This window comes from Curtobacterium sp. Csp1, assembly GCF_013347185.1.
Window position 1 is genome coordinate 1,505,327 of the sequence record NZ_CP054594.1, and the last position, 19,935, is coordinate 1,525,261.

16 protein-coding genes and 1 tRNA gene are annotated in these 19,935 nt (G+C 71.6%); 6 read left to right on the forward strand and 11 right to left on the reverse strand.

Going from position 1 to position 19,935, the window contains the following annotated elements:
• Positions 1-448 precede the first annotated feature (448 nt).
• The gene (locus tag HUN58_RS07265; protein WP_180225556.1) at positions 449-1,738 is read left to right on the forward strand and encodes a nicotinate phosphoribosyltransferase; all 1,290 of its coding nucleotides are present in this window, start codon (positions 449-451) and stop codon (positions 1,736-1,738) included.
• A 6-nt stretch (positions 1,739-1,744) separates the two neighbouring features.
• On the opposite strand, the gene HUN58_RS07270 is transcribed toward HUN58_RS07265, so the two are convergent.
• The 3 genes from HUN58_RS07270 to HUN58_RS07280 all read right to left on the reverse strand — a co-directional run bounded on the left by HUN58_RS07270 (position 1,745) and on the right by HUN58_RS07280 (position 5,026).
• Entirely contained in the window at positions 1,745-2,005 is a 261-nt protein-coding gene (locus HUN58_RS07270) for a DUF3039 domain-containing protein (protein ID WP_114848987.1), read from the reverse strand.
• A 187-nt stretch (positions 2,006-2,192) separates the two neighbouring features.
• Complete coding sequence (locus HUN58_RS07275; protein WP_180225557.1) at positions 2,193-3,764, reverse strand: ABC transporter permease; 1,572 nt, start codon at positions 3,762-3,764, stop codon at positions 2,193-2,195.
• Positions 3,740-5,026, reverse strand: coding sequence for an ABC transporter ATP-binding protein (locus HUN58_RS07280; RefSeq protein WP_254631640.1), 1,287 nt, complete (start codon positions 5,024-5,026; stop codon positions 3,740-3,742). The genes HUN58_RS07275 and HUN58_RS07280 overlap by 25 nt, the downstream gene beginning before the upstream one ends.
• A gap of 314 nt (positions 5,027-5,340) precedes the next feature.
• Here HUN58_RS07280 and HUN58_RS07285 point away from each other — a divergent pair, with 314 nt between their 5' ends.
• From HUN58_RS07285 to HUN58_RS07300, 4 genes are all read left to right on the forward strand, one after another.
• Positions 5,341-6,036: an NTP transferase domain-containing protein gene (locus HUN58_RS07285; protein ID WP_180225558.1), complete on the forward strand. Its 696-nt coding sequence runs from the start codon at positions 5,341-5,343 to the stop codon at positions 6,034-6,036.
• 86 nt (positions 6,037-6,122) lie between these two features.
• The gene (locus tag HUN58_RS07290) at positions 6,123-6,902 is read left to right on the forward strand and encodes an ABC transporter permease (RefSeq protein ID WP_058741518.1); all 780 of its coding nucleotides are present in this window, start codon (positions 6,123-6,125) and stop codon (positions 6,900-6,902) included.
• On the forward strand, positions 6,902-7,672 hold the full coding sequence (locus HUN58_RS07295; RefSeq protein ID WP_058741505.1) for an ABC transporter ATP-binding protein: 771 nt from the start codon (positions 6,902-6,904) through the stop codon (positions 7,670-7,672). Before HUN58_RS07290 ends, HUN58_RS07295 begins: the two co-directional genes overlap by 1 nt.
• Positions 7,673-7,781: 109 nt before the next feature.
• Complete coding sequence (locus tag HUN58_RS07300; RefSeq protein WP_144802355.1) at positions 7,782-8,084, forward strand: hypothetical protein; 303 nt, start codon at positions 7,782-7,784, stop codon at positions 8,082-8,084.
• A gap of 94 nt (positions 8,085-8,178) precedes the next feature.
• On the opposite strand, the gene HUN58_RS07305 is transcribed toward HUN58_RS07300, so the two are convergent.
• The 5 genes from HUN58_RS07305 to HUN58_RS20220 form a co-directional block, all read right to left on the reverse strand.
• A complete protein-coding gene (locus tag HUN58_RS07305; RefSeq protein WP_058741503.1) occupies positions 8,179-9,411 on the reverse strand; it encodes a CDP-glycerol glycerophosphotransferase family protein in 1,233 nt (410 codons plus the stop codon).
• Between the two features lie 27 nt (positions 9,412-9,438).
• A complete protein-coding gene (locus tag HUN58_RS07310) occupies positions 9,439-10,347 on the reverse strand; it encodes a glycosyltransferase family 2 protein (protein WP_180225559.1) in 909 nt (302 codons plus the stop codon).
• Positions 10,344-11,162, reverse strand: a complete 819-nt coding sequence (locus HUN58_RS07315) for a CDP-alcohol phosphatidyltransferase family protein (RefSeq protein ID WP_180225560.1) — start codon at positions 11,160-11,162, stop codon at positions 10,344-10,346. The genes HUN58_RS07310 and HUN58_RS07315 overlap by 4 nt, the downstream gene beginning before the upstream one ends.
• A 9-nt stretch (positions 11,163-11,171) precedes the next feature.
• Entirely contained in the window at positions 11,172-12,215 is a 1,044-nt protein-coding gene (locus HUN58_RS07320) for a glycosyltransferase family 2 protein (RefSeq protein WP_058741500.1), read from the reverse strand.
• A 212-nt stretch (positions 12,216-12,427) separates the two neighbouring features.
• Positions 12,428-14,449 (reverse strand): S1C family serine protease, encoded by a 2,022-nt coding sequence (locus tag HUN58_RS20220; RefSeq protein ID WP_217488584.1) that lies wholly within the window; start codon positions 14,447-14,449, stop codon positions 12,428-12,430.
• Between the two features lie 191 nt (positions 14,450-14,640).
• On the opposite strand from HUN58_RS20220, the gene HUN58_RS07330 reads away from it, so the two are divergent.
• The gene (locus HUN58_RS07330; RefSeq protein WP_141860612.1) at positions 14,641-15,843 is read left to right on the forward strand and encodes an aminotransferase class I/II-fold pyridoxal phosphate-dependent enzyme; all 1,203 of its coding nucleotides are present in this window, start codon (positions 14,641-14,643) and stop codon (positions 15,841-15,843) included.
• A gap of 26 nt (positions 15,844-15,869) precedes the next feature.
• On the opposite strand, the gene HUN58_RS07335 is transcribed toward HUN58_RS07330, so the two are convergent.
• From HUN58_RS07335 to HUN58_RS07345, 3 genes are all read right to left on the reverse strand, one after another.
• A complete protein-coding gene (locus tag HUN58_RS07335; RefSeq protein ID WP_141860609.1) occupies positions 15,870-16,682 on the reverse strand; it encodes a carbon-nitrogen hydrolase family protein in 813 nt (270 codons plus the stop codon).
• Between the two features lie 88 nt (positions 16,683-16,770).
• Positions 16,771-16,847 (reverse strand) — tRNA-Met (locus HUN58_RS07340).
• 63 nt (positions 16,848-16,910) lie between these two features.
• Positions 16,911-19,898: a UPF0182 family protein gene (locus HUN58_RS07345; RefSeq protein ID WP_180225561.1), complete on the reverse strand. Its 2,988-nt coding sequence runs from the start codon at positions 19,896-19,898 to the stop codon at positions 16,911-16,913.
• Positions 19,899-19,935 lie beyond the last annotated feature (37 nt).

The following is a 19,935-nucleotide window of genomic DNA, read 5'->3' on the forward strand; positions in this document are numbered from 1 at the left end:
CACCCGCGGTCCGCCCCCCCCCGCCCCGCCTCAGCCCGCCCCCCACACGAACGGGCGGAAACCGCGCCACCACCGCCCACCGCCCCGCACCTTCCGCCCGCTCGCGCTCCCCGCACGCCCAGCCCGCCGCGCACCTCTCCCCGCCCCCCACACGAACGGGCGGAAACCGCGCCACCACCGCCCACCGCCCCGCACCTTCCGCCCGCTCGCGCTCCCCGCACGCCCAGCCCGCCGAGCACCTCGCCCCCCCCGCCACGCGAACGGGCGGAAACCGCGCCACCACAGCCCACCGCCCCGCACCTTCCGCCCGCTCGCGCTCCCCGCTCGCGCTCCCCGCTCGCGCTCGCCCGCCCCGCACGCCCGCACCCCAGCCGCCCTCGCGCCCACCACGGCCGACCTGCCGGGCGCGCCCCGCGCCTCCAGGCCGCTGCTGGGTAGTGTCGGGGAGGTGACCAGCGCGCTCCTCACGGACCAGTACGAACTCACCATGGTGGACGCCGCCCTCAAGGACGGCACCGCCGACCGGCGGTGCGTCTTCGAGGTCTTCACCCGCCGGCTGCCCGACGGCCGCCGGTACGGCGTCGCCGCGGGGCTGGGACGGTTCCTCACGGCGCTGACGGACTTCCGGTTCGGGGACGCCGAGATCGGGTTCCTCCGCGACCGCCGGGTCATCGACGAGGGCACCGCGGCCTGGCTCGCCGACTACCGCTTCACGGGCAGCATCCGCGCCTACCGCGAGGGCGAGGTCTTCTTCCCGAACTCGCCGATCCTGCAGATCGAGGGCACGTTCGCCGAGTCCGTCGTGCTCGAGACCCTCGCGCTGAGCATCCACAACGCCGACTCCGCGATCGCGAGCGCCGCCGCCCGCATGGTCTCCGCGGCGGACGGCCGGCCGCTGGCGGAGATGGGCTCCCGCCGGACGGGCGAGTGGAACGCGGTCGCCGCCGCCCGGGCCGCGTACATCGCCGGGTTCGGTGCGACGAGCAACCTCGAGGCGGGGCGCACCTGGGGCATCCCGACGATGGGCACCGCCGCGCACGCGTTCACGCTCCTGCACGACTCGGAGGAGGCCGCGTTCCGCTCACAGCTCGACGCCCTCGGCGACGCCACGACCCTGCTCGTCGACACCTACGACATCGAGGCCGCGGTCGAGACCGCCGTCCGTCTGACCGACGGCCGGCTCGGTGCGGTGCGCATCGACAGCGGCGACCTGCCGTCCGTCGTCGCGTCGGTCCGGGCACAGCTCGACCGGCTCGGCGCCCCGGCGACGAAGATCACGGTCACGAACGACCTCGACGAGTACACGATCGCCGCGCTCCGGGCCGCCCCGGTCGACTCCTACGGCGTCGGGACGAGCGTCGTGTCCGGTTCCGGGCACCCCGCCGCCGGCATGGTGTTCAAGCTCGTCGCGCACGAGTCCACCGGCGGTGGCGACTGGGTGCCGGTGGCCAAGAAGTCCGCCGACAAGGCCTCGACCGGTGGCCGCAAGGAAGCCGGTCGACGGCTCCGGAACGGGGTCGCAACGGCCGAGGTGGTGCTGACGACCGGACAGGTCGGCCCGGACGAGCGGCCGCTCCTGGTGCCCGTGGTCGACCACGGCGAGGTCGACCCGGCCTTCACCGGGGTCGCCGGTGTCGAGGCCGCCCGCGCGCACCACGAGCGTGCGAAGGCAGAGCTGCCGGTCGACGCGTCACGGATCGGTCGGGGCGACCCGGCCATCCCGACGCTCGTGATCTGAGCGGCGCTACTCGGCCCGCATCTTCTCGTAGATGGCCTTGCAGTCGGGGCACACCGGGAACTTCTCCGGGTCGCGACCAGGGATCCACTTCTTGCCGCAGAGCGCCTTGACGGGCTTCCCCGTCAGGGCGGACTGCAGGATCTTGTCCTTCTTGACGTAGTGCGAGAACCGTTCGTGGTCGCCGGGCTCGATCGCCTCTTCCTCGAGGAGCTTCTCGAGCTCGCGGTCCATCACGTCGAGGCCGCCGCCGGGTTCCGTCATGCTCATGGCTCCAGGGTACGACGGTGCGGCTGCCGACGCACCGGACGGGAGGATCGTGGCGGGGCCGGCACGCGCCTCCCGTCCGGCATGCGGTCGCGTCGGCCGCGCCGGTCGGCGCTCGGGTCGGGTTGCGCCGGGTCGGGAGCGCGGATCGGGCTGATCCGGACGGCGTGCGCGGGTCGAGTCGCTCGGGTCAGTTCCGCTGGGCGGCGGCGAGCAGGTCGGGTCCGTGGCGGTCGAAGAGTCGACCGCCGAGGGCCACGCCCGCGACGAGGACGACCGCACCGACGCCCAGGCCGACCAGCAGCGTGAGCACCGCCCAGGGGTCGGGACCGTCGGTCAGCGCGAGCACCGCGAGCCAGACCGCGGGGATCGCCGCGACGAGGATCCCGACCACCATCGTCGTCTGCGCGACCGCTGCCGTCGTGCCGGCGGCCTGGGGCTGCTGGAACGGGTGGTCGCCCGGACGGACCGTCGGGTAGGGCAGCAGGACCGACACGACGCTCGACAGACCGAGGCCCGCGAGCAGCGCCCCGCCGGCGACGCCGACCAGGAGCGGGAAGGCCGTCCAGTCGCCGAACAGCCGCGCGGACACCGCCGCGCCGAGCACGACGGCGGGGAGCCCGACGACGAGCAGCGGGACGAGCCGACCGAGGCGGTCGCTCCACCCGGGCGCTCCCGAGGCGACGTGCAGCCACACCGCGGTGTTGTCGTACGAGACGTCGTTGTGCGGCAGGAACCCGGCGATCAATGCCATCAGCGGCAGCGGCACGAGGGCGGTCCAGTGCCACGGCACCCCGGCGACCCCGAGCGGGATCACCACGATCGGCACGAACACGATCACCAGGTACGACATGCGGTAGCGGGGGTCCCGCGCCCAGTAGGTCAGGGCACGGGCCGCGACGGCGCCGACCGGGGTGGACCCGAGGCGGGCGAACCAGCCGAGGCCGCGGTAGCGACGAGCCGTGGCGCGGCCGTCGACGGTCTCGAGCGCACGCCCGACGAGGGCCCACCAGGCGAGTCCGAGGAGCCCGAGCGTGACCAGCGCGACGAGGAGCTTGAGCACCCCCTCGCCGACCCGGCCGCTCGCCACGTCGGCGGGCACCGCCCACGCGGCACCCCACGGGGTCCACCCGGCGACGTCGGCCACGCGGGAGGCCTCGGCGCTCGTGGCGTCGGTCCAGGGGCCGCGGACGAGCAGCGACACGACCGGCAGGCCGAGCACGACGACCACCAGGGCGGCGAGCCACCCGGCGTCACGGGAGCGGTGCGGGCCGATCAGGGCGGCACCGACGGCGGAACCGACGCGGGCGAGCAAGGCGCAGGTGAGCGTCCCGAGGAGCGCGGCGAGGACCGCCAGGACGCCGAGCCCGCCGGAGCGCGACCACGCCCCGACCTGCCCGACCGCGACGATCGCCACGGAGAGCACGGGTACGCCGACGAGGCCGGCGACACCGAGGCCGACCGCGAGCTGGCGACGGTCGAGGCCGAAGACGGTGAAGCGTCGGGGGTCGAACTGGTCCGTCCCGCCGACGACGAGCGGCACGACCGTGAAGGCGACCGCGAGGAACGCCCCGACCGGCACCGCGACGGAGCGCGCGACCTCCACCGGCGCGGACCGGAGTCCGAGGAGCTCACCGGCGACGAACACCGCGGCGACGAGGCCGAGCAGGCTGCCGAGCACGACGAGGACCGACTGCCGGGCTCCCCCGCGGACACCGCCCGCGAGCAGGTCGACCCTCAGTCGGAGAAGCTGTGCAACCATTCCATGCTTTCTGCCACGACGCGGCCGCCCGCGAGTTCGACGAACTTGTCCTCGAGGCTCCGACGACCGCGGACCTGGGCCATCGTGCCGGAGGCGAGGACCTTACCGCCGACGATGATCGCGACCGAGTCGCACGTGCGCTGGACGAGCTCCATCGAGTGGCTCGAGAGCACCACGGTGCCGCCGCCGCGCGTGTAGCGACGCAGGATCTCGGTGATCGTGGCGGCGCTGACCGGGTCGACGGACTCGAACGGCTCGTCGAGGACCAGGACGCGCGGCGAGTGGATGAGCGTCGCGGCGAGGGCGATCTTCTTCGCCATGCCGACGGAGTAGTCCGCGACCTGACGGCCGAGCGCCTCACCGAGGCCGAACGCCTGGGCGAGGTCGGCGCTGCGCTTCCGGGCGGTCGCACCGTCGAGCCCGCGGAGCGTCGCGGAGTAGTGCAGGAGCTGCCCGCCGGTCAGCCGGTCGAACAACCGGAGCCGGTCGGGCAGGACGCCGAGGTCGCGCTTGGCGGCCGTCGGGTCGGACCACACGTCGTGGTCGAGCACCGAGACCGTGCCCGCGTCGGGGCGCAGCAGACCGGTGATCATCGAGAGCGTGGTGGTCTTGCCGGCGCCGTTCGGGCCGACGACGCCGAAGATCGAGCCCTGGCGGATCTCGAGGTCGACCTCGTCCGCCGCGAGGGTCTGGCCGTACCGCTTGACGAGGCCGCTCGCACGGAGCACCACGGGCTGCTGCGGGGTCTTCGTCGCGGCCGGGGTCTCGCGGGCGGCGGGCTGGCGCTTCGGCACGCGCTTCTTCTTCTGCGCCGCGGTCGTGCCGGCGTCGTCCGCCGCCGTCGGGGCCGCCGAGGACTGCTCGGATGCCGTGTCCTTCGCGGGCGCCGCGGTCTGCCCAGACGTGGTCGTCTGCTCGATCGCCGCATCACGTGCTGCCGCGTCGTCGCGCACGGCGGCGGTCTGGACCGGTCGGGAGACGCGCCCGCGCCCCTTGCCCTTGCGCGGCGCCGGACGGCTGGCGGGCGACGGGCCCGCGGCGGTCGTGCTCGCCGCGATCGTGCTCGCCGTGGCAGGCTCCGTCACCGCCGGGTCGCTGACCGTCGTCGTCGTGTCGTCGGTCATGCCGTCACCAGCGGAGGCGTCGCGCGCATCCCCGTCCCCCAAGTCGTCGTCGGTGGCGTCCCCCTCGGCATCGTCCACCTCGGTCATCCACGCAGCGTCGGACGTCACGTACACGTCGTCGTCATCTGCCGCTGCCACCGCCCCACCGTACCAACGGGTTCCGGACACGGCGGGACACGCTCGCCGCCCGGGTCACGAATCGGGCACGAACCGGACGATGCCGTACCCCGATCCCGACTCGTTCCGTATCATTCACCAGGGCACGACGGAGTGTTCACCACTTGGAAACCTGCTCAGAACCGGTCCCGAGACAGTCTGCCCTGCCGATCCGCCCCGTGCCGATCCGCGCGGGAGCGGCGCGTTCACGGGAAACGCAGACCTGGAGCGAGCAGACTCGACGAGGCCCGCCCGTGCCCCACGGGGCGCGCGGGCGGACACCGGAAGGGACCAGCATGACAACGCAGATCGTCATCCTCGCAGCGGGGATGGGCAGCCGCCTCGGGCGCAGCCTGCCGAAGCCGCTGACCGAACTCAGCGACGGCCGCACCATCATGCAGCAGCAGTTCGACAACATCCGCGCCGCGTTCGCCTCGAGCGCCCGCGTGACGATCGTCGTCGGCTACAAGTCCGAGTACATCGTCGAGGCCTTCCCCGAGGCGAACTTCGTCTACAACGAGTCCTACGACTCCACGAACACCTCGAAGTCCCTGCTCCGTGCGCTCAAGGCCACGGGCAAGGGCGGCGTCCTCTGGATGAACGGCGACGTCGTCTTCGACCCGCGCGCGCTCGTCCGCGCCGCGGACATGATGGACCAGGACCGGTCCTTCGTCAGCGTGAACACCGAGAAGGTCTCCGACGAAGAGGTCAAGTACACGGTGGACGCGCAGGGCTGCATCCACAAGCTGTCGAAGCAGGTCGTCGGCGGTCTCGGCGAAGCGGTCGGCATCAACTACGTCTCGTCGGCCGACAAGCAGGCGCTCATCCGTCAGCTCGGGCGCGTCGACGACCAGGAGTACTTCGAGGGCGGCATCGAGGCTGCCATCGCCGAGGACGGGCTACGCTGGTCGCCGGTCGACATCTCCGACCTGTACGCCGTCGAGATCGACTTCGCGGAAGACCTCGAGCGCGCGAACGACCTGTTCGCCTGAACCGTCATGACCCCCTGGGCGGTTCCGCCCGAAGGGACACCGTGACCACAGCGAGTGCGCAGACCGCGTCCCGGACCACCGGCCCCCTGGTGAACCGGGGCGCGGTACGCCGTTACCGGCATGCGCTGTGGTTGCTGACCTCCCGCGACCTGCGGGTCCGCTACTCGACGTCCGCGCTCGGCTACCTCTGGTCGATCCTCGACCCGCTCGTCATGTCGGCGATCTACTGGTTCGTCTTCACGCAGGTGTTCCACCGCGGCAAGGTCGGCGAAGAGCCGTACATCGTCTTCCTGCTGTCGGCGCTCCTGCCGTGGATGTGGTTCACCGGTGCCGTCTCGGACTCCACCCGGGCCTTCACGAGCGAGGCCAAGCTGATCCGATCGACGACCATCCCCCGGAGCATCTGGGTCGCGCGGGTCAACGCGTCGAAGGGCATCGAGTTCCTGCTGAGCCTGCCGGTGCTCGCGGTCTTCGCGATCGCCACGGGGGCGCACGTGCACTGGGGTCTGGCCCTGTACCCGCTTGCGATCCTGCTGCAGGCCGGCCTGGTCTACGGCATCGGCCTGATCGTGGCGCCGCTCGTGGTGTTCTTCCGCGACCTCGAGCGCGCGGTGAAGCTCGTGCTGCGGTTCTTCTTCTACGCGTCGCCGATCATCTACGGCACGACCGCGCTCCCCGAGAAGCTGCGCGACCTCGCGGCGCTCAACCCGCTGAGCGGCATCTTCGGCATCTACCGCTCGGCGTTCTTCCCGAACCAGCTGAACTGGTTCGAGGTGCTCGTGTCCGTCCTCGTCACGATCGTCGTCCTCGCGGTCGGCCTGGTCGTGTTCCGCCGCAGCGAGCACCGCGTCCTGAAGGAGCTGTGATGACCTCGACCGAGCCCCGCGAGCGCGCGGCCACCACCGCCCCCGTGATCTCCGTGCGCGACGCCGGCATCCGGTTCAAGCGGAACCGTCGGGCGAGCCGCAGCTTCAAGGACCTGTTCGCCGGGAGCTCCCGCCGCAAGCGCGCGGACGAGTTCTGGGCGCTCCGGGGCGTGTCGTTCGACGTCCGCCCGGGCGAGGCGATCGGTGTCGTCGGTCGGAACGGCCAGGGCAAGTCCACCCTGCTCAAGCTCGTCGCGCAGGTCATGCTCCCCGACGAGGGGCGGGTGCGGGTGGGTGCCGGTGTCGCACCGCTCATCGAGATCACCGGCGGGTTCGTCGGCGACCTGACGGTCCGCGACAACGTCTTCCTGACGGCCGGGCTGCACGGGATGAGCCGGGCCGAGATCCGCGACGCCTTCGACGAGATCATCGCGTTCGCCGAGATCGCGGACTTCGTCGACACCCCGTACAAGCACCTGTCGAGCGGCATGAAGGTGCGCATCGCGTTCGCCGTGATCTCCCGCCTCGACGAGCCGGTGATCCTCGTCGACGAGGTCCTGGCCGTCGGCGACAAGGCCTTCCGTGAGAAGTGCTACAAGCGCATCGAGGAGCTCCTGGCTGGCGGGCGCACGCTGTTCTTCGTCTCGCACAGCGACAAGGACCTGCGCCGCTTCTGCGACCGCGGGCTGTACCTCGACAAGGGTCGACTCCAGCTCGACGACACCATCGAGAAGGCCCTCGCCGCGTACGCCGCCGACTACGGCGTCTGACCCGCTCCCTCCTCCACACCCGGTCCCCCGACCGACCCCCTGCACAGGCGCCAGCCCCACCGCGGCCCGAACGGCCCCGACGTCGGACCCTCCCCCTAGCGTGACCGGCATGCACCACCCGACCACGGCCTACGCAGTCCCGTTCACCGTCGATCGTTCCCGGGCACCTCGTCGCTACGACCTGGTGAACACCGGATCCGAACCCCTCCACGCCATCTCGCTGACGCACCTCGGCAACGGGTACTGCCCGCCGCTCGCGGTGAACCAGCTCGACCCGGGACGGTCCCTGTCCATCGCGGTCTTCGGCGCCGACCCCGAGGACACCGGTGTCGTCGTCGTCCGCTGGCGACGCCCGGACCGCTCCGAGTACCTGTGGCGCATGTCGCTGGTCGGGGACCGCCGTGCGGCCTGACGTACCGGGGCGCCGCGCCGTGACCCGACAGCACTCGGTCGGCTGCGCCTCCGGCCGCCGGGCGGACCGCTCCCCCAGACCCGCGGCGGAGCGCTCAGCCGGCCCGGTGCTCCGCGGCCACCTCGTGCCACCGCGCAACGAGCCGGTCGACGGCCTCGTGCAGGCGTCGGGTCGCGACGCCCGGCGCGGTGTCCCCGAAGTACCGCTCGACCCAGTGCCGCAGCTTCGCGAGCTCTTCGGCGTCGTTCGCGGCGGCGTCGACCCGGGCGACGACGTCCCCGGCCTGGTCTGCGAGCAACCAGTTCGCGTCCGACAGGTACCCGCGCTCGTCGACGTCCGCACCGCTCGCCACCGGGCGCGTGACGATCAGCGGCTTCCCGACCGCGAGCCGGTCGTAGATCATGGCGCTGATGTCGGTGATCGCGACGTCCGCCGCGGCGAGCTGCCATCCGAGCTCCGGGCCGTCGTCGTACACGTGGTGTGCGGTGGCGTCGGCGACGTTGGCGGCGCTGATCGCGGCGACGATCCGCTCGTGGGCGGCGCGGTAGTCCGCGTCCAGCACGCCGCTCCGCGGGTGTGGACGGTAGACGAGCCGGTGCCGGGGGGACGCCAGGAGCCGCTCGGCGAGCTCCACGCCGTGGCTCGCGATCGACCCGTACGCAGCCGCGGCACGGTCGCCCTCCCACGTGGGGGCGTAGAGCACGACGGTCCGGTCGTCCTCCGGGTACGGCACGTCGCCCGCGAAGTGGTCGGCCTGCGGGCGTCCGATGGCGATCGTCCGGCGGTCCAGGTCGTAGTCCCAGAGCGCGTCCGCGAGCCGGTCCCGAGCGGCGTCCCCGGCGATCAGGGCGTAGTCGTACGCCTTGAACTGGTTCGTGGTCATGTACATCTTGTCGCTCTCGCCGTGGTTGACGAAGACGTGCCACATCCGCCCGTACCGCATCATCTGGAAGTTGCGCGCGTTCTGGTTGACGTACAGGACGATCTTCGGTGCCTGCTCGTCGACGAAGCGCTCGAGGTCGACGACCTGGCGGGCGTAGACCACCGGCACCGGCGACTCGTCGAGCAGGGCGAGCATCGTGCCGGGGCTCCGGGACAGGATCGCGACCGGGTGCTCGGCCGCGAGCTCGGCGAGCGGGGCGTACCACTGCCGCACCTGGTACATGTTGACCGGTCCGTCCGCGAAGTACACGGCGATCTCGACGGACCCCGGCGCGAGTCGCGACTGCGTTCGCAGGCGGCGCGCGAGCTGCTGGCGACTCCGACGGGACCGCAGGAGACGCTGCACGAGCCGCACGGCGGTCGTGGCGTCACGGATGATCGGCATGGTGCTCCTCGGGCGATCGGATCGGACTCAGACGACGGGCGGGCGCCCGGCGAGCGTCATGCGGACGACGGTCAGCAACCCCATCGTGCGGGTCGGCCCGCAGTCCGACGTCCAGCCTTCTCGGGCGCCGGCGAACCAGGTGCGCAGGCGGGCCGGGTGTCGCCACCACCGCGCGACCTGGATCGCTGCCCACGAACCCACGTACAGCGGACGCAGGGGTGCCGGCAGGTTGCGTCGGGCGAGCCAGACCCGGTTCCGGGCGTTCAGGCGGTAGTACTCCGTGTGGCGAGCGGGGTCGATCGCGGGGTGGTTCGCGACGAGGTCCCCGGCATACCAGGCCCGGCGTCCGGCGTCCCACACACGCCAGGCGAGCTCGATGCCCTCGTGCGCGTAGAAGTACTCGGCGCCCCATCCCCCGACGGCCCGGTAGACGTCCATCGGCAGGACGACCGCGCCCTCCCACACCGAGAACACCGGGGACGAGTCGGCGGCGTCGCCCTTCCGGATGCGCGGCACCCAGCGCCGCGGGTTGGCCGCACCGGTCGGGTCGACGACCCGCGGCTGGACCAGGCCGAGCGACGGGTCGCGGTCGAGCATCTCGACAGCGTCGCGCAGGAAGGTGTCCGACGGCACCCAGGCGTCGTCGTCCAGGAAGAACACGTGGTCGCCGTCGACGACCTCGGCCCCCGCGTTCCGTCCGGCCGGGATCCCGAGGTTCTCCGGCAGCGCGAGCGCACGGACCCCTTCGGGCAGGTCGGTCGGCTCCCAGCCGTTGCCGACGCACACGACGTCCAGGTCGACGTCCCGCTGGGCGAGCACGCTGTCGATCCCGCGTCGCAGGTCGGCGGGCCGGGTGCCCTGCGTCAGGACCACCACGGCGATGCGCGGGCGTCCACGATACGGGGCGGCGTGCCGACGGACGGTGCCCTGGCTCACGCGCGGACCCGCTTCGACGACATGATCGCCAGGAAGTGCCCGGCGGTGGCGAGCACGGCGAGCGGGAGCAGCGCGCCGACGAGCACACGGTCGGCGAGCGGGTGACCGACCACGAGCGCGACGAGCGCGAACACGAACGCCAGGATCGTCAGTTCGACGGAGTGGTACAGGCGGTGGAACGGCAGGAACCGGGCGGCCCTGCGGAGCGTGGCCAGTCGACGGCCGGACGGCGCGGTGCCCGCGTCCCGGCGGTCCACGAGCTTCGCGAGTCCGGCGTTCGCGCGGGCGACGTGCACCATGTCGTTGAGCGCCTTGTTCAGCACGATGACCAGGCCGAGCGCGCAGCCGATCGTGGTCCACATCCAGTCAGCCCCCTGCACCGGCCAGGTCGCCGCCCGGACACCGAGCGCGATCGGGATCAGTCCCTCAGTCGTGTAGTGCCCGACCTTGTCGAGGAACACCCCGGCGGGCGACCGGGTCCCCCGCCAGCGCGCGACCTCGCCGTCGCAGCAGTCGACGAGCATCTGCAGCTGCCCGAGCACGAGTGCCAGCAGCGCGCCCCAGATCCCCGGGACGAGCAGCGCCGCGGCGGTGCTCCACCCCACGAGGATCATCAGCCCGGTGACCTGGTTGGCACTGACGCGGGTCTTCAGTAGGACCCAGGTCAGGTACGGCGAGACGTCACGCAGGTACAGCGAGGCGGTCCAGTGCTCGGCGTTGGCTCGCGAACGGACCTCGTCCGGCTGCGCGACCGCGCGGAGCTCGGCGATGGACGTCGGACGGGCGGAGCCGCGTGCGGTGGAGTCGTCGGTCAAGGGTCCAGGTCACCGTCCCGTGTGGGTGGTCAGTTCGGAGGTCCGGGTCAGGAAGCCGACCACGAAGCCGACACCCCACCCCACGTGGATGCACGGCAGCACCACGATCAGCCAGAGCAGGGTCGCGAGCCCCGAGCGCCGCGCGACGACGACCGAGCCGACGACGACGAAGAGCAGGTACACGGCGGGGACGGCGAACCCGGTCATCGCCCACGCCAGCGGGCTGCCGAGCAGGGCGCCCACGACGCCGACGACCCCGGCGACGAGCCCGAGCGCGACCGCCGTGACCATCGCGGGGGGCACGAAGTAGCGCACGCCGTTGTTCGCCGGGAAGCGGCGGGCGAGCTCGCCGCGCCACAGCCCCGTAGCGACGAACTGCCGGACGAGTCGGCGCAGGCTCGGGCGAGGGCGGTAGGTCACGACCAGCTCCGGCGTGAACCACACGGTGCCACCGGTCTGCCGCAGACGACGGTTGAGCTCCCAGTCCTGTCCGCGCTTGATGCCCTCGTCGAAGAGCCCGACCTCGAACAGCCGGTCCCGCCGGAAGACACCGAGGTACGCGGTCTCGGCCGGTCCGGCCTTGCCACCGACGTGGTGGGGCGTGCCCCCGAGACCGACGCGGCTGCCGTAGGCGTGGGCGACGGCGCGTTCGAAGGGCGTCCGCCCCTCGGCGTGCATGATCCCACCGACGTTGTCCGCGCCCGACTCGGTCAGCACGCGGACGGCGACGCGTGTGTAGTCGGTCGGGAGCACCGAGTGCGCGTCGACCCGGATGACCACGGGGTGCACGGACGCCCGGATCGCCACGTTGAGCCCGGCGGGCGTCGAACCGACCGGGTTCTCGATCGCCCGGATCCGGGGGTCGGCGGCGCTCATCTCGGCGACGAGCTCGTTCGTGCCGTCGATCGACGGACCGAGGGCCAGGATGACCTCGAACGGGCCGGCGTAGTCCTGCTCGAGCAGGCTGCCGACGGCGGCACGCACCTCGGTCACCTCGTTCAGCACCGGCATCACGTACGAGACCCCCGGCAGGGGCTGTCCGTCTGTCTGCATGCGTACCTCGGGGTCCTGACTGGTGCGCGGGGCGCACCGCGGACGGCGCCCGCCCCGCAGAGCGACCCCGAGCCTATCAAGCGGCCAGGCCGCCCACGTGCCGGGCCGCTCCCCTGCTCCTGCGGGTACGGCGCCGTCTCGGGTCGACACCGGAACGGACGGGAGGCACGGTGCCAGCTGGCACCGTGCCTCCCGTCCGTCCTGGACCTGCGTCAGCCCTTGTAGGTGCCGAGCGTCACGTCCGTCTCACGCGTCTGGCCGTCACGGATGTAGGTGATCGTCGTCTTCGCGCCACCGGCGAAGAAGCGCACCTGCGCCGTGAGGTCGGTCGCGTCGGAGACCGTGGCGGACCCGATCTTGGTGACCACGTCGCCCTTCTGCAGGCCGGCGTTCGCCGCCGCGCCGCCGGACGAGACCGACTTGATGAGGGCGCCCATCTGCTTGGCGCTGGCGTCCTCCGCCGCGTCACCGACCGTCGCACCGAGGAGACCGTGCGTGGCGGAGCCGTTGTCCTTGATCTCGTTCGCGACGCGCTGCACCAGGTTCGACGGGATCGAGAAGCCGACGCCGATGCTGCCGGACTGTCCCTCGGACGACGAGGAGCTGCCGGCGCTGGCGATCGCGACGTTGATGCCGATGAGCTTGCCCTTCGAGTCGAGCAGCGCACCGCCCGAGTTGCCCGGGTTGATCGACGCGTCGGTCTGGATGACCGGGAGCGAGACGGTGGTGTTCGACGACGAACTGCTGCCGTTGTCGCCGTTGCCCCAGAAGTCGAACGGGCCGCCGTTGCCGTTGCCGCCCTCGTTCGAGTCGCCGCCCTGGCTCGGTGCGCTCGACGTGACCTGGATGCTGCGGTTCAGCGTCGAGACGATGCCGTCGGTGACCGTGTTCGACAGGCCGAGCGGTGCGCCGATCGCGACCGCGGTGTCGCCGACGTTCAGGTCGGACGAGTTCGCGAACGTGATCGGCTTCATGTCGGTCGCGTCGATCTTGATCACCGCGAGGTCGACGGTCGGGTCGGTGCCGACGAGCTTCGCCGGGTAGATCTTGCCGTCGGAGGTCGTCACCGTGATCGTGCCGTTGCCGCTGTCGCCGTCCAGCGTCACCACGTGGGTGTTCGTGACGATGTAACCGTCCTTCGAGAAGACGACGCCGGAACCGGTGCCGCCCTCGGAGCCCGCGGAGACGTTGATCGTGACGACCGACGGCGTGGCCTGGGCAGCGACGGCCGTGACGACCGTGGCGTTGTTGTAGTCGTTGACCGTGAGGTTGCCGCCGTTCTGCGACGAGCTCGACCCGACGACCGTGCCACCACCGGCCTGCGAAGCCCCGGCGGCCCATCCCGCACCGCCGCCGACGAGCCCGGCGAGCACCAGGCCGGCGACGATCGGGAGCACGAGCTTGTTGCGCCCGTCCTTCGTCTTCGTGGCCGTCGCGGTGCCGTCGCCGGCCGTCGGGGGCGCGCCGAAGTAGTGGCCGTTGCGCTGGTTCGAGCCGTCGACGTCTCCGAAGGCGCTCGTCGCCGAGGACGGGGCCTGCGAGGAGCCGGGCTGAGCGGCGGAGGCGTACTGCGAGGAGCCGTAGGCGCTGGTACCGGCGGTGTTCGTGCTGTCCTGGGCGTACTCGCCGTAGCGCGGCTGCTGCCCGTACCGGCTCTGCTGGCCGTACTGGCTCGTCGGGGCCTGACCGTACTGGTCCTGCTGGCCGTACTGGCTCTGCTGGCCGTACTGGCTCGTGGGCGCCTGACCGTACTGGTCCTGCTGGCCGTACTGGCTCTGCTGCCCGTACTGGCTCTGTTGCCCGTACTGGCTCGTGGGCGCCTGACCGTACTGGTCCTGCTGGCCGTACTGGCTCTGCTGCCCGTACTGGCTCGTCGGGGCCTGACCGTACTGGTCCTGCTGGCTCTGCTGGCCGTACGGCGTCGTGTGCGAGCCGTACCCACCGGTGGTGGGAGCAGCATCGCCCGCGATCGTCGGGTACGGCGCGGTGTACCGGTCCGTCGGGTGGTCGCCGGAGGTCGACAGGACGTCGGTCTCGTTCGCACCACCGGGTTCGATGACGTCGGTGTGGTCGTGGTCGGGCGAGCCCGTGGCTGCGCTCGGCTGTCCGGAGTCGTCCCGCGTCGGCTCGCCGTGGTCGGCGGTCCCGTGGGTGGCGTCCTCTGCTGAGCCCTGACGGTGGAGGTCCTCGGGACGATCGTCGTCGCCGCGGCCGTGTGGCGTGGTGTCGGTCATGCTGGACGTGCTCCTTTCAAGCTCGTGCAGTCTTCCGGACCCACCTGAGCGGTGCTCCTGCTGGGGCTGCGAGCGGCCTATGGCGATCCTATGCGTGGGCTGGGCAGCCGTTCCCGGGATCCGGTCCGCACGCGCACTAGGTTGGGTGCACCCGGCGCACCGAGGGCGTCCGGCGCATCGGGAGGACGCACATGCACCGCACCGGACCGTGGCTCCGCGCCGCCGAGGGAGCCATGCTCCTGGGGCCCGACGGGTCGCCCGCCCCGACGGTCTTCGCCGAGATGAGCGCCCTCGCCGCGGCGACGGGTGCGATCAACCTCGGGCAGGGCTTCCCGGACGAGGACGGACCCGCCGAGGTGCTCGACGCCGCCGTCGCCGCCGTCCGTGCCGGCGTCAACCAGTACCCGCCGGGACGCGGCACCGCCGAGCTGCGTGCGGCGATCGCGGAGCACCAGGCGCACTGGTACGGCCTGTCGGTCGACCCTGATCGCGAGGTGCTCGTCACCGCCGGCGCGACGGAGGCCCTCGCGGCGACGCTGCTCGCGTTCGTCGAGCCCGGCGACGAGGTGATCACCTTCGAGCCCTTCTACGACGCCTACGGCGCCCTGGTCCGGCTCGCGGGCGGCACGCACGTCACCGTCCCGCTCACGACCCCCGACTTCCTGCCGGACGAGGACGTCCTACGCGCCGCGTTCTCGGACCGCACCCGCGTCGTCCTCGTGAACACCCCGCACAACCCCACCGGACGGGTGCTGCCGCGCGCGGTGCTCGAGACCGTGGTCGAGCTCGCCGAGCGGTACGACGCCCTGGTCGTCACGGACGAGGTCTACGAGCACCTGACCTTCGACGTCCCGCACGTGCCGATCGCGGCGCTGCCCGGGGCGGTGGACCGGACGATCTCGATCTCGAGCGCTGGCAAGACCTTCAGCACCACGGGGTGGAAGATCGGCTGGCTCACCGCTCCCGCGCCGCTGGTGGACGCGGTCCTGGCGGTGAAGCAGTTCCTGACGTTCGTGAACGGCGCCCCGTTCCAGCCCGCCGTCGCCGCGGGACTCCGCCTGCCGGACACCGTGTTCCACGGGATCGCCGCCGAGCTCGGTGCGAAGCACGCGCTCCTGGCCGAGGGGCTGCTGGAGGCGGGGTTCGACGTCCTGCACCCGGACGGCGGGTACTTCGTCATCGCGGACGCCGCCCCGCTCGGGTACGACGATGCCCGGGCGCTCTGCCTCGAGCTCCCCAGGCTCGCGGGTGTGGTCGGCGTGCCGGTGTCGGCGTTCGTGCGGCCCGAGCACGCGCCGGGCTACCGCTCGCTCGTGCGCTTCGCGTTCTGCAAGCGCCGGAGCGTGCTCGAGGACGCCGTGGGCCGGCTCGGGGCGCTCCGCGCGCGGTCCTGAGCGGGAGCTGCCGTCGCTCGGTGACGTCAGCCGCGCGGCACGACGTCGTACCGCCGCAGGCCCAGGGACGGGTTCACCGTGCGCACCGAGTCGGTCACGGCGGTGTCGACGGTCGCCACGAGCAGCCCGGGTGTCGCCCCTGCCGCCGCGACCGCGACGCCCGAGGGGTCGAGCACGACGGACGAACCGATGCCCACCGGCGGCGTCTGCCCGACACCGACGACCCACACGGTGTTCTCGATCGCGCGGGCGGTGAGGAGCGTCCGCCAGTGGTGTTCCTTGCCCGGACCCCGCACCCACTCCGCCGGGACGAGGACGACGTCCGCCGCACCGCCCTCGGCCGCGGCGAGGCGACGCGTGACCTCGGGGAAGCGCAGGTCGTAGCAGGTCTCGAGGCCGACCCGGACTCCCTGGACGGTGACGACCGGCAGCTGGTCGGTCGCACCGGACTCGATGCGGTCGGACTCCCGGGAGCCGAACGCGTCGTACAGGTGGACCTTGCGGTACGTCGCGCCGATCGACCCGTCGGGCAGCACGGCGACGAGGGTGTTGCGGAACCGCTCCCCCTCGCCCACCTCCGCGACGCCGGCGACGATCGCGATCCCGGTCTCCCGCGCGAGGTCGGCCAGCCCCGTGACGAACGGCCCGTCGAGGGGCTCCGCCGCGGCGACGAACCGGTCGTCGATGTCCGCGGTGAAGTACGAGGTGTACTCCGGGGTCACGAGCAGGTCCGCTCCGCGCCGAGCGGCGTCGACGGCTGCGCGACGGACGGTCTCGAGGTTGGCGGTCGGGTCGTCGACCGGCGCGAACTGAGCGGCGGCGATCGTCAGGGTGCTCATCCGCCGAGCGTAGCGACGGAAGGCGTCGGCGGACACTGGGAACGGCGAAGGCCCCGGTCCGACTGGACCGGGGCCTTCGTGTGACGCTTGGTTGCGGGGGCAGGATTTGAACCTACGACCTCTGGGTTATGAGCCCAGCGAGCTACCGAACTGCTCCACCCCGCGGCACGTTGAACAGCCTACACACGCCCGTGGCGGGGCACAAATCGAGTGCCCCGCCACGGCGTGTCAGTTCCCGCCCTCGGCCTCGGTCGCCGCCTGGATGGCCTCCTGCAGGCGCTGGTCGGCCTCTGCCGCAGCGACCAGGTCGTTCTTCGCGTAGGCGTCCTGGCGGTCCTGCAGTGCGGACTTCGCGTCGGCGAGGGCCTGCTGCAGCGCGGCGTTGTCGGTCGCACTCCCGGAGCTGGAGCCCCCGGTCGAACCGGACGAGCCCGAACCCGTGTCGGTCGACCCGGAGCCGCTCGACCCGGAGTTCCCGGAGCCGGTGTCGCCCGAACCGCTGTCGCCCGACCCGGATCCGTTCGCGGCGCCCTGGTCGCCGGCCGTGGCACCCGAGTTGCCGCCGAACAGGCTGTTGAGCGCCTCGTCGAGAGTGTCCTCGAAGGCGATCTTGTCGCCGAAGGCCACCAGGACCTTCTGCAGCAGCGGGTACGAACCGCTCGACGTCGACTGGACGTAGACGGGCTGCACGTAGAGGAACCCGCCGCCGACCGGCAGGGTCAGCAGGTTGCCCTGCTTCACCGTCGAGTTGCCCCGCTTCAGGATGTTCAGCTCCTGCGACACGGTGGTGTCACCGTTGAACAGGTTCTGCACCTGCGCCGGACCCGGGATGTTGTCGGTCTTCGGCATCGTCAGGAGCGTGAGCTTGCCGTAGTTCCTGGCCTTCTCGCCCTTGCCGGCACCACCGGCATCCGAGTCCACCGCCAGGTACCCGGTCAGCACGTTGCGGTTGTTCGCTCCGGCCGACTGCTGCGGGATGTACGTCGTGTAGAGCGAGTACGCGGTGTCCTGCCCCGGCACCTTCATGGTCAGGTAGTACGGGTCCTGCAGGTTGGACCGGTTCGCGGTCGTCTGCGTCCCGAGCGCGTTCGTCGTCGTCTGCGCGTCCGCGGTGTCGGCGTCGTTCGTGCCCGAGGTCGGTTCCTGCGGGGTGTTCCACGCGTCGTCACCCGAGTAGAACGAGTTCGCGTTCGTCACGTGGTACGTGCCGAGGATCGACCGCTGGACCTTGAACAGGTCCGTCGGGTACCGCACGTGGTCGAGCAGTTCGGCGCTCATCTCCGACACCGGCTGCATCGACGTCGGGAAGATCTTCTGCCAGGTCTTGAGCACCGGGTCCTGCGTGTCCCAGGCGTAGAGCGTGACCTTGCCCGTGTAGGCGTCGACCGTGGCCTTCACCGAGTTCCGGATGTAGTTCACCTGGTCGGTGCGGAACGTCGACGACTCCGTGCCGTTGATGCTGTCCGACAGGCTCTGGCTCTGCGAGTACGGGTAGGCGTTGCTCGTGGTGTACCCGTCGACGACCCACTGGATGCGGTGGTCGACGACCGCCGGGTAGGCGTCACTGTCGAGCGTCAGGTACGGCGCGACCTTCTGGACGCGCTGGATCGGGTCGCGGTCGTACAGGATCTGCGAGTCCTTGTTGACCGCGTTCGACAGCAGGATCTGCTCCGACTGGAACTTCGCCGCGTAGACGAGCCGGTTGAAGAAGTTGCCGAGGCTCGGACCGCCGTTGCCCTGGTAGGTGGTGGTCGCGTTGCCGCCGTTGTCGTCGTCCGAGCCGGACGGGTAGTCGAGCTCGATGTTCTTCGAGCCCTCGGGCCCGCCGACGATCGAGTACGGCGGCGAGGTCTCGCCGAAGTACACGCGCTCCTGGTAGTCGCCGAGCGCGCCGCTCGACGGGATGCCCGACTCGAGGAACACCGGCTTGCCGTCGCTCGCGCGCTGGTTGCCGTAGGCCGCGGTCACGCCGAAGCCGTGCGTGTAGACGAAGGTCCGGTTGTACTGCGTGTTCGCCTGGGCGCTGAGGCCGTCGAGGTCGATGTCGCGCACCGCGATCACGGTGTCCTCGGTCTGGCCCTTGACGTCGTACCGGTCGACGTCCAGCTCCTTCGGGAACTGGTAGTACTGCCGGTACTGCTGCAGCTGGCTGAAGGTGTCCGACACGATCTTCGGGTCGATGAGACGGATGTTCGCCGTCGTCTGGGCGTCCTGCGCGAGGGCGCCCGAGCTCGCCTCGGTCGTCGCGTCGTAGTTCTGCTCCTGCACGTCGGCGACGTCGTAGGCGTCCCGCGTGGCCTTGATGTTCCGCTCGATGTACGCCGACTCGTAGGTGCGCTCCGAGGGCTTCACCTGCAGCCGCTGGACCACCCACGGGTAGATGCCGCCGATGACGATCGCCGCGACGAGCAGCAGCCCGGTGCCGACGATCGAGATGCGCCAGCGGCCGATGACGGCCGTGACGACGAACAGGACCGCGACGATCCCGGCGATGCCCGCCATGATCTCGCGACCGGGGATGACGGCGTTGACGTCGGTGTACTGCGCACCCGTGATGAGCGGGTTGTCCTTGGTCAGGGCCGCGTACTGGTCGAGCCACAGGCTGACGCCCTGCAGGGCCACGTAGACGGCCGCGGTCACCGCGAGCTGGATGCGCGCGGCGCGGGAGATGCGGACCTCGCGCCCGCCGAACCGGAGTGCGCCGTACAGGTAGCACGCGGCGAGCGCCGCGATCCCGGCGATGAGCACGACCGCCGACGAGTACGCCACGATCGCGCGCCAGAACGGCAGCTCGAACACGTAGAAGCCGATGTCCAGGCCGAACTGGGGATCGGTCTTGCCGAACGACGTCCGGTTGAAGTACTCGAGCACCATGCTCCAGCGGCCGGCCGTGGAGAGCCCGGCGAAGACGCCGAGGACCGCCGGGATGCCGATCATGACCGCACGGCGCAGCGGCTCGATGACCTGCTGGTAGCGGTCGAGCTGCGAGTTGAGCTTGGCGTAGACCGGCCGGAACCGGAACGCGAGCGCGATGCTCACGTACACCGGCGCGGCCATCCCCAGGAAGCCGGCGACGAACATCGAGGTGCCTGCGATCCACCGGGTGGTGAGGACCTGCTGGAACCCGAGTTGGGAGAACCACGCATAGTCGGTGTACAGGCTGGCGAAGATGAAGAAGCCGATCACCAGTGCGGCCAGCACGATGATCGTGACCACGATCGGGACCCGCGGCGAACGCCGCCCGGAGGAAGAG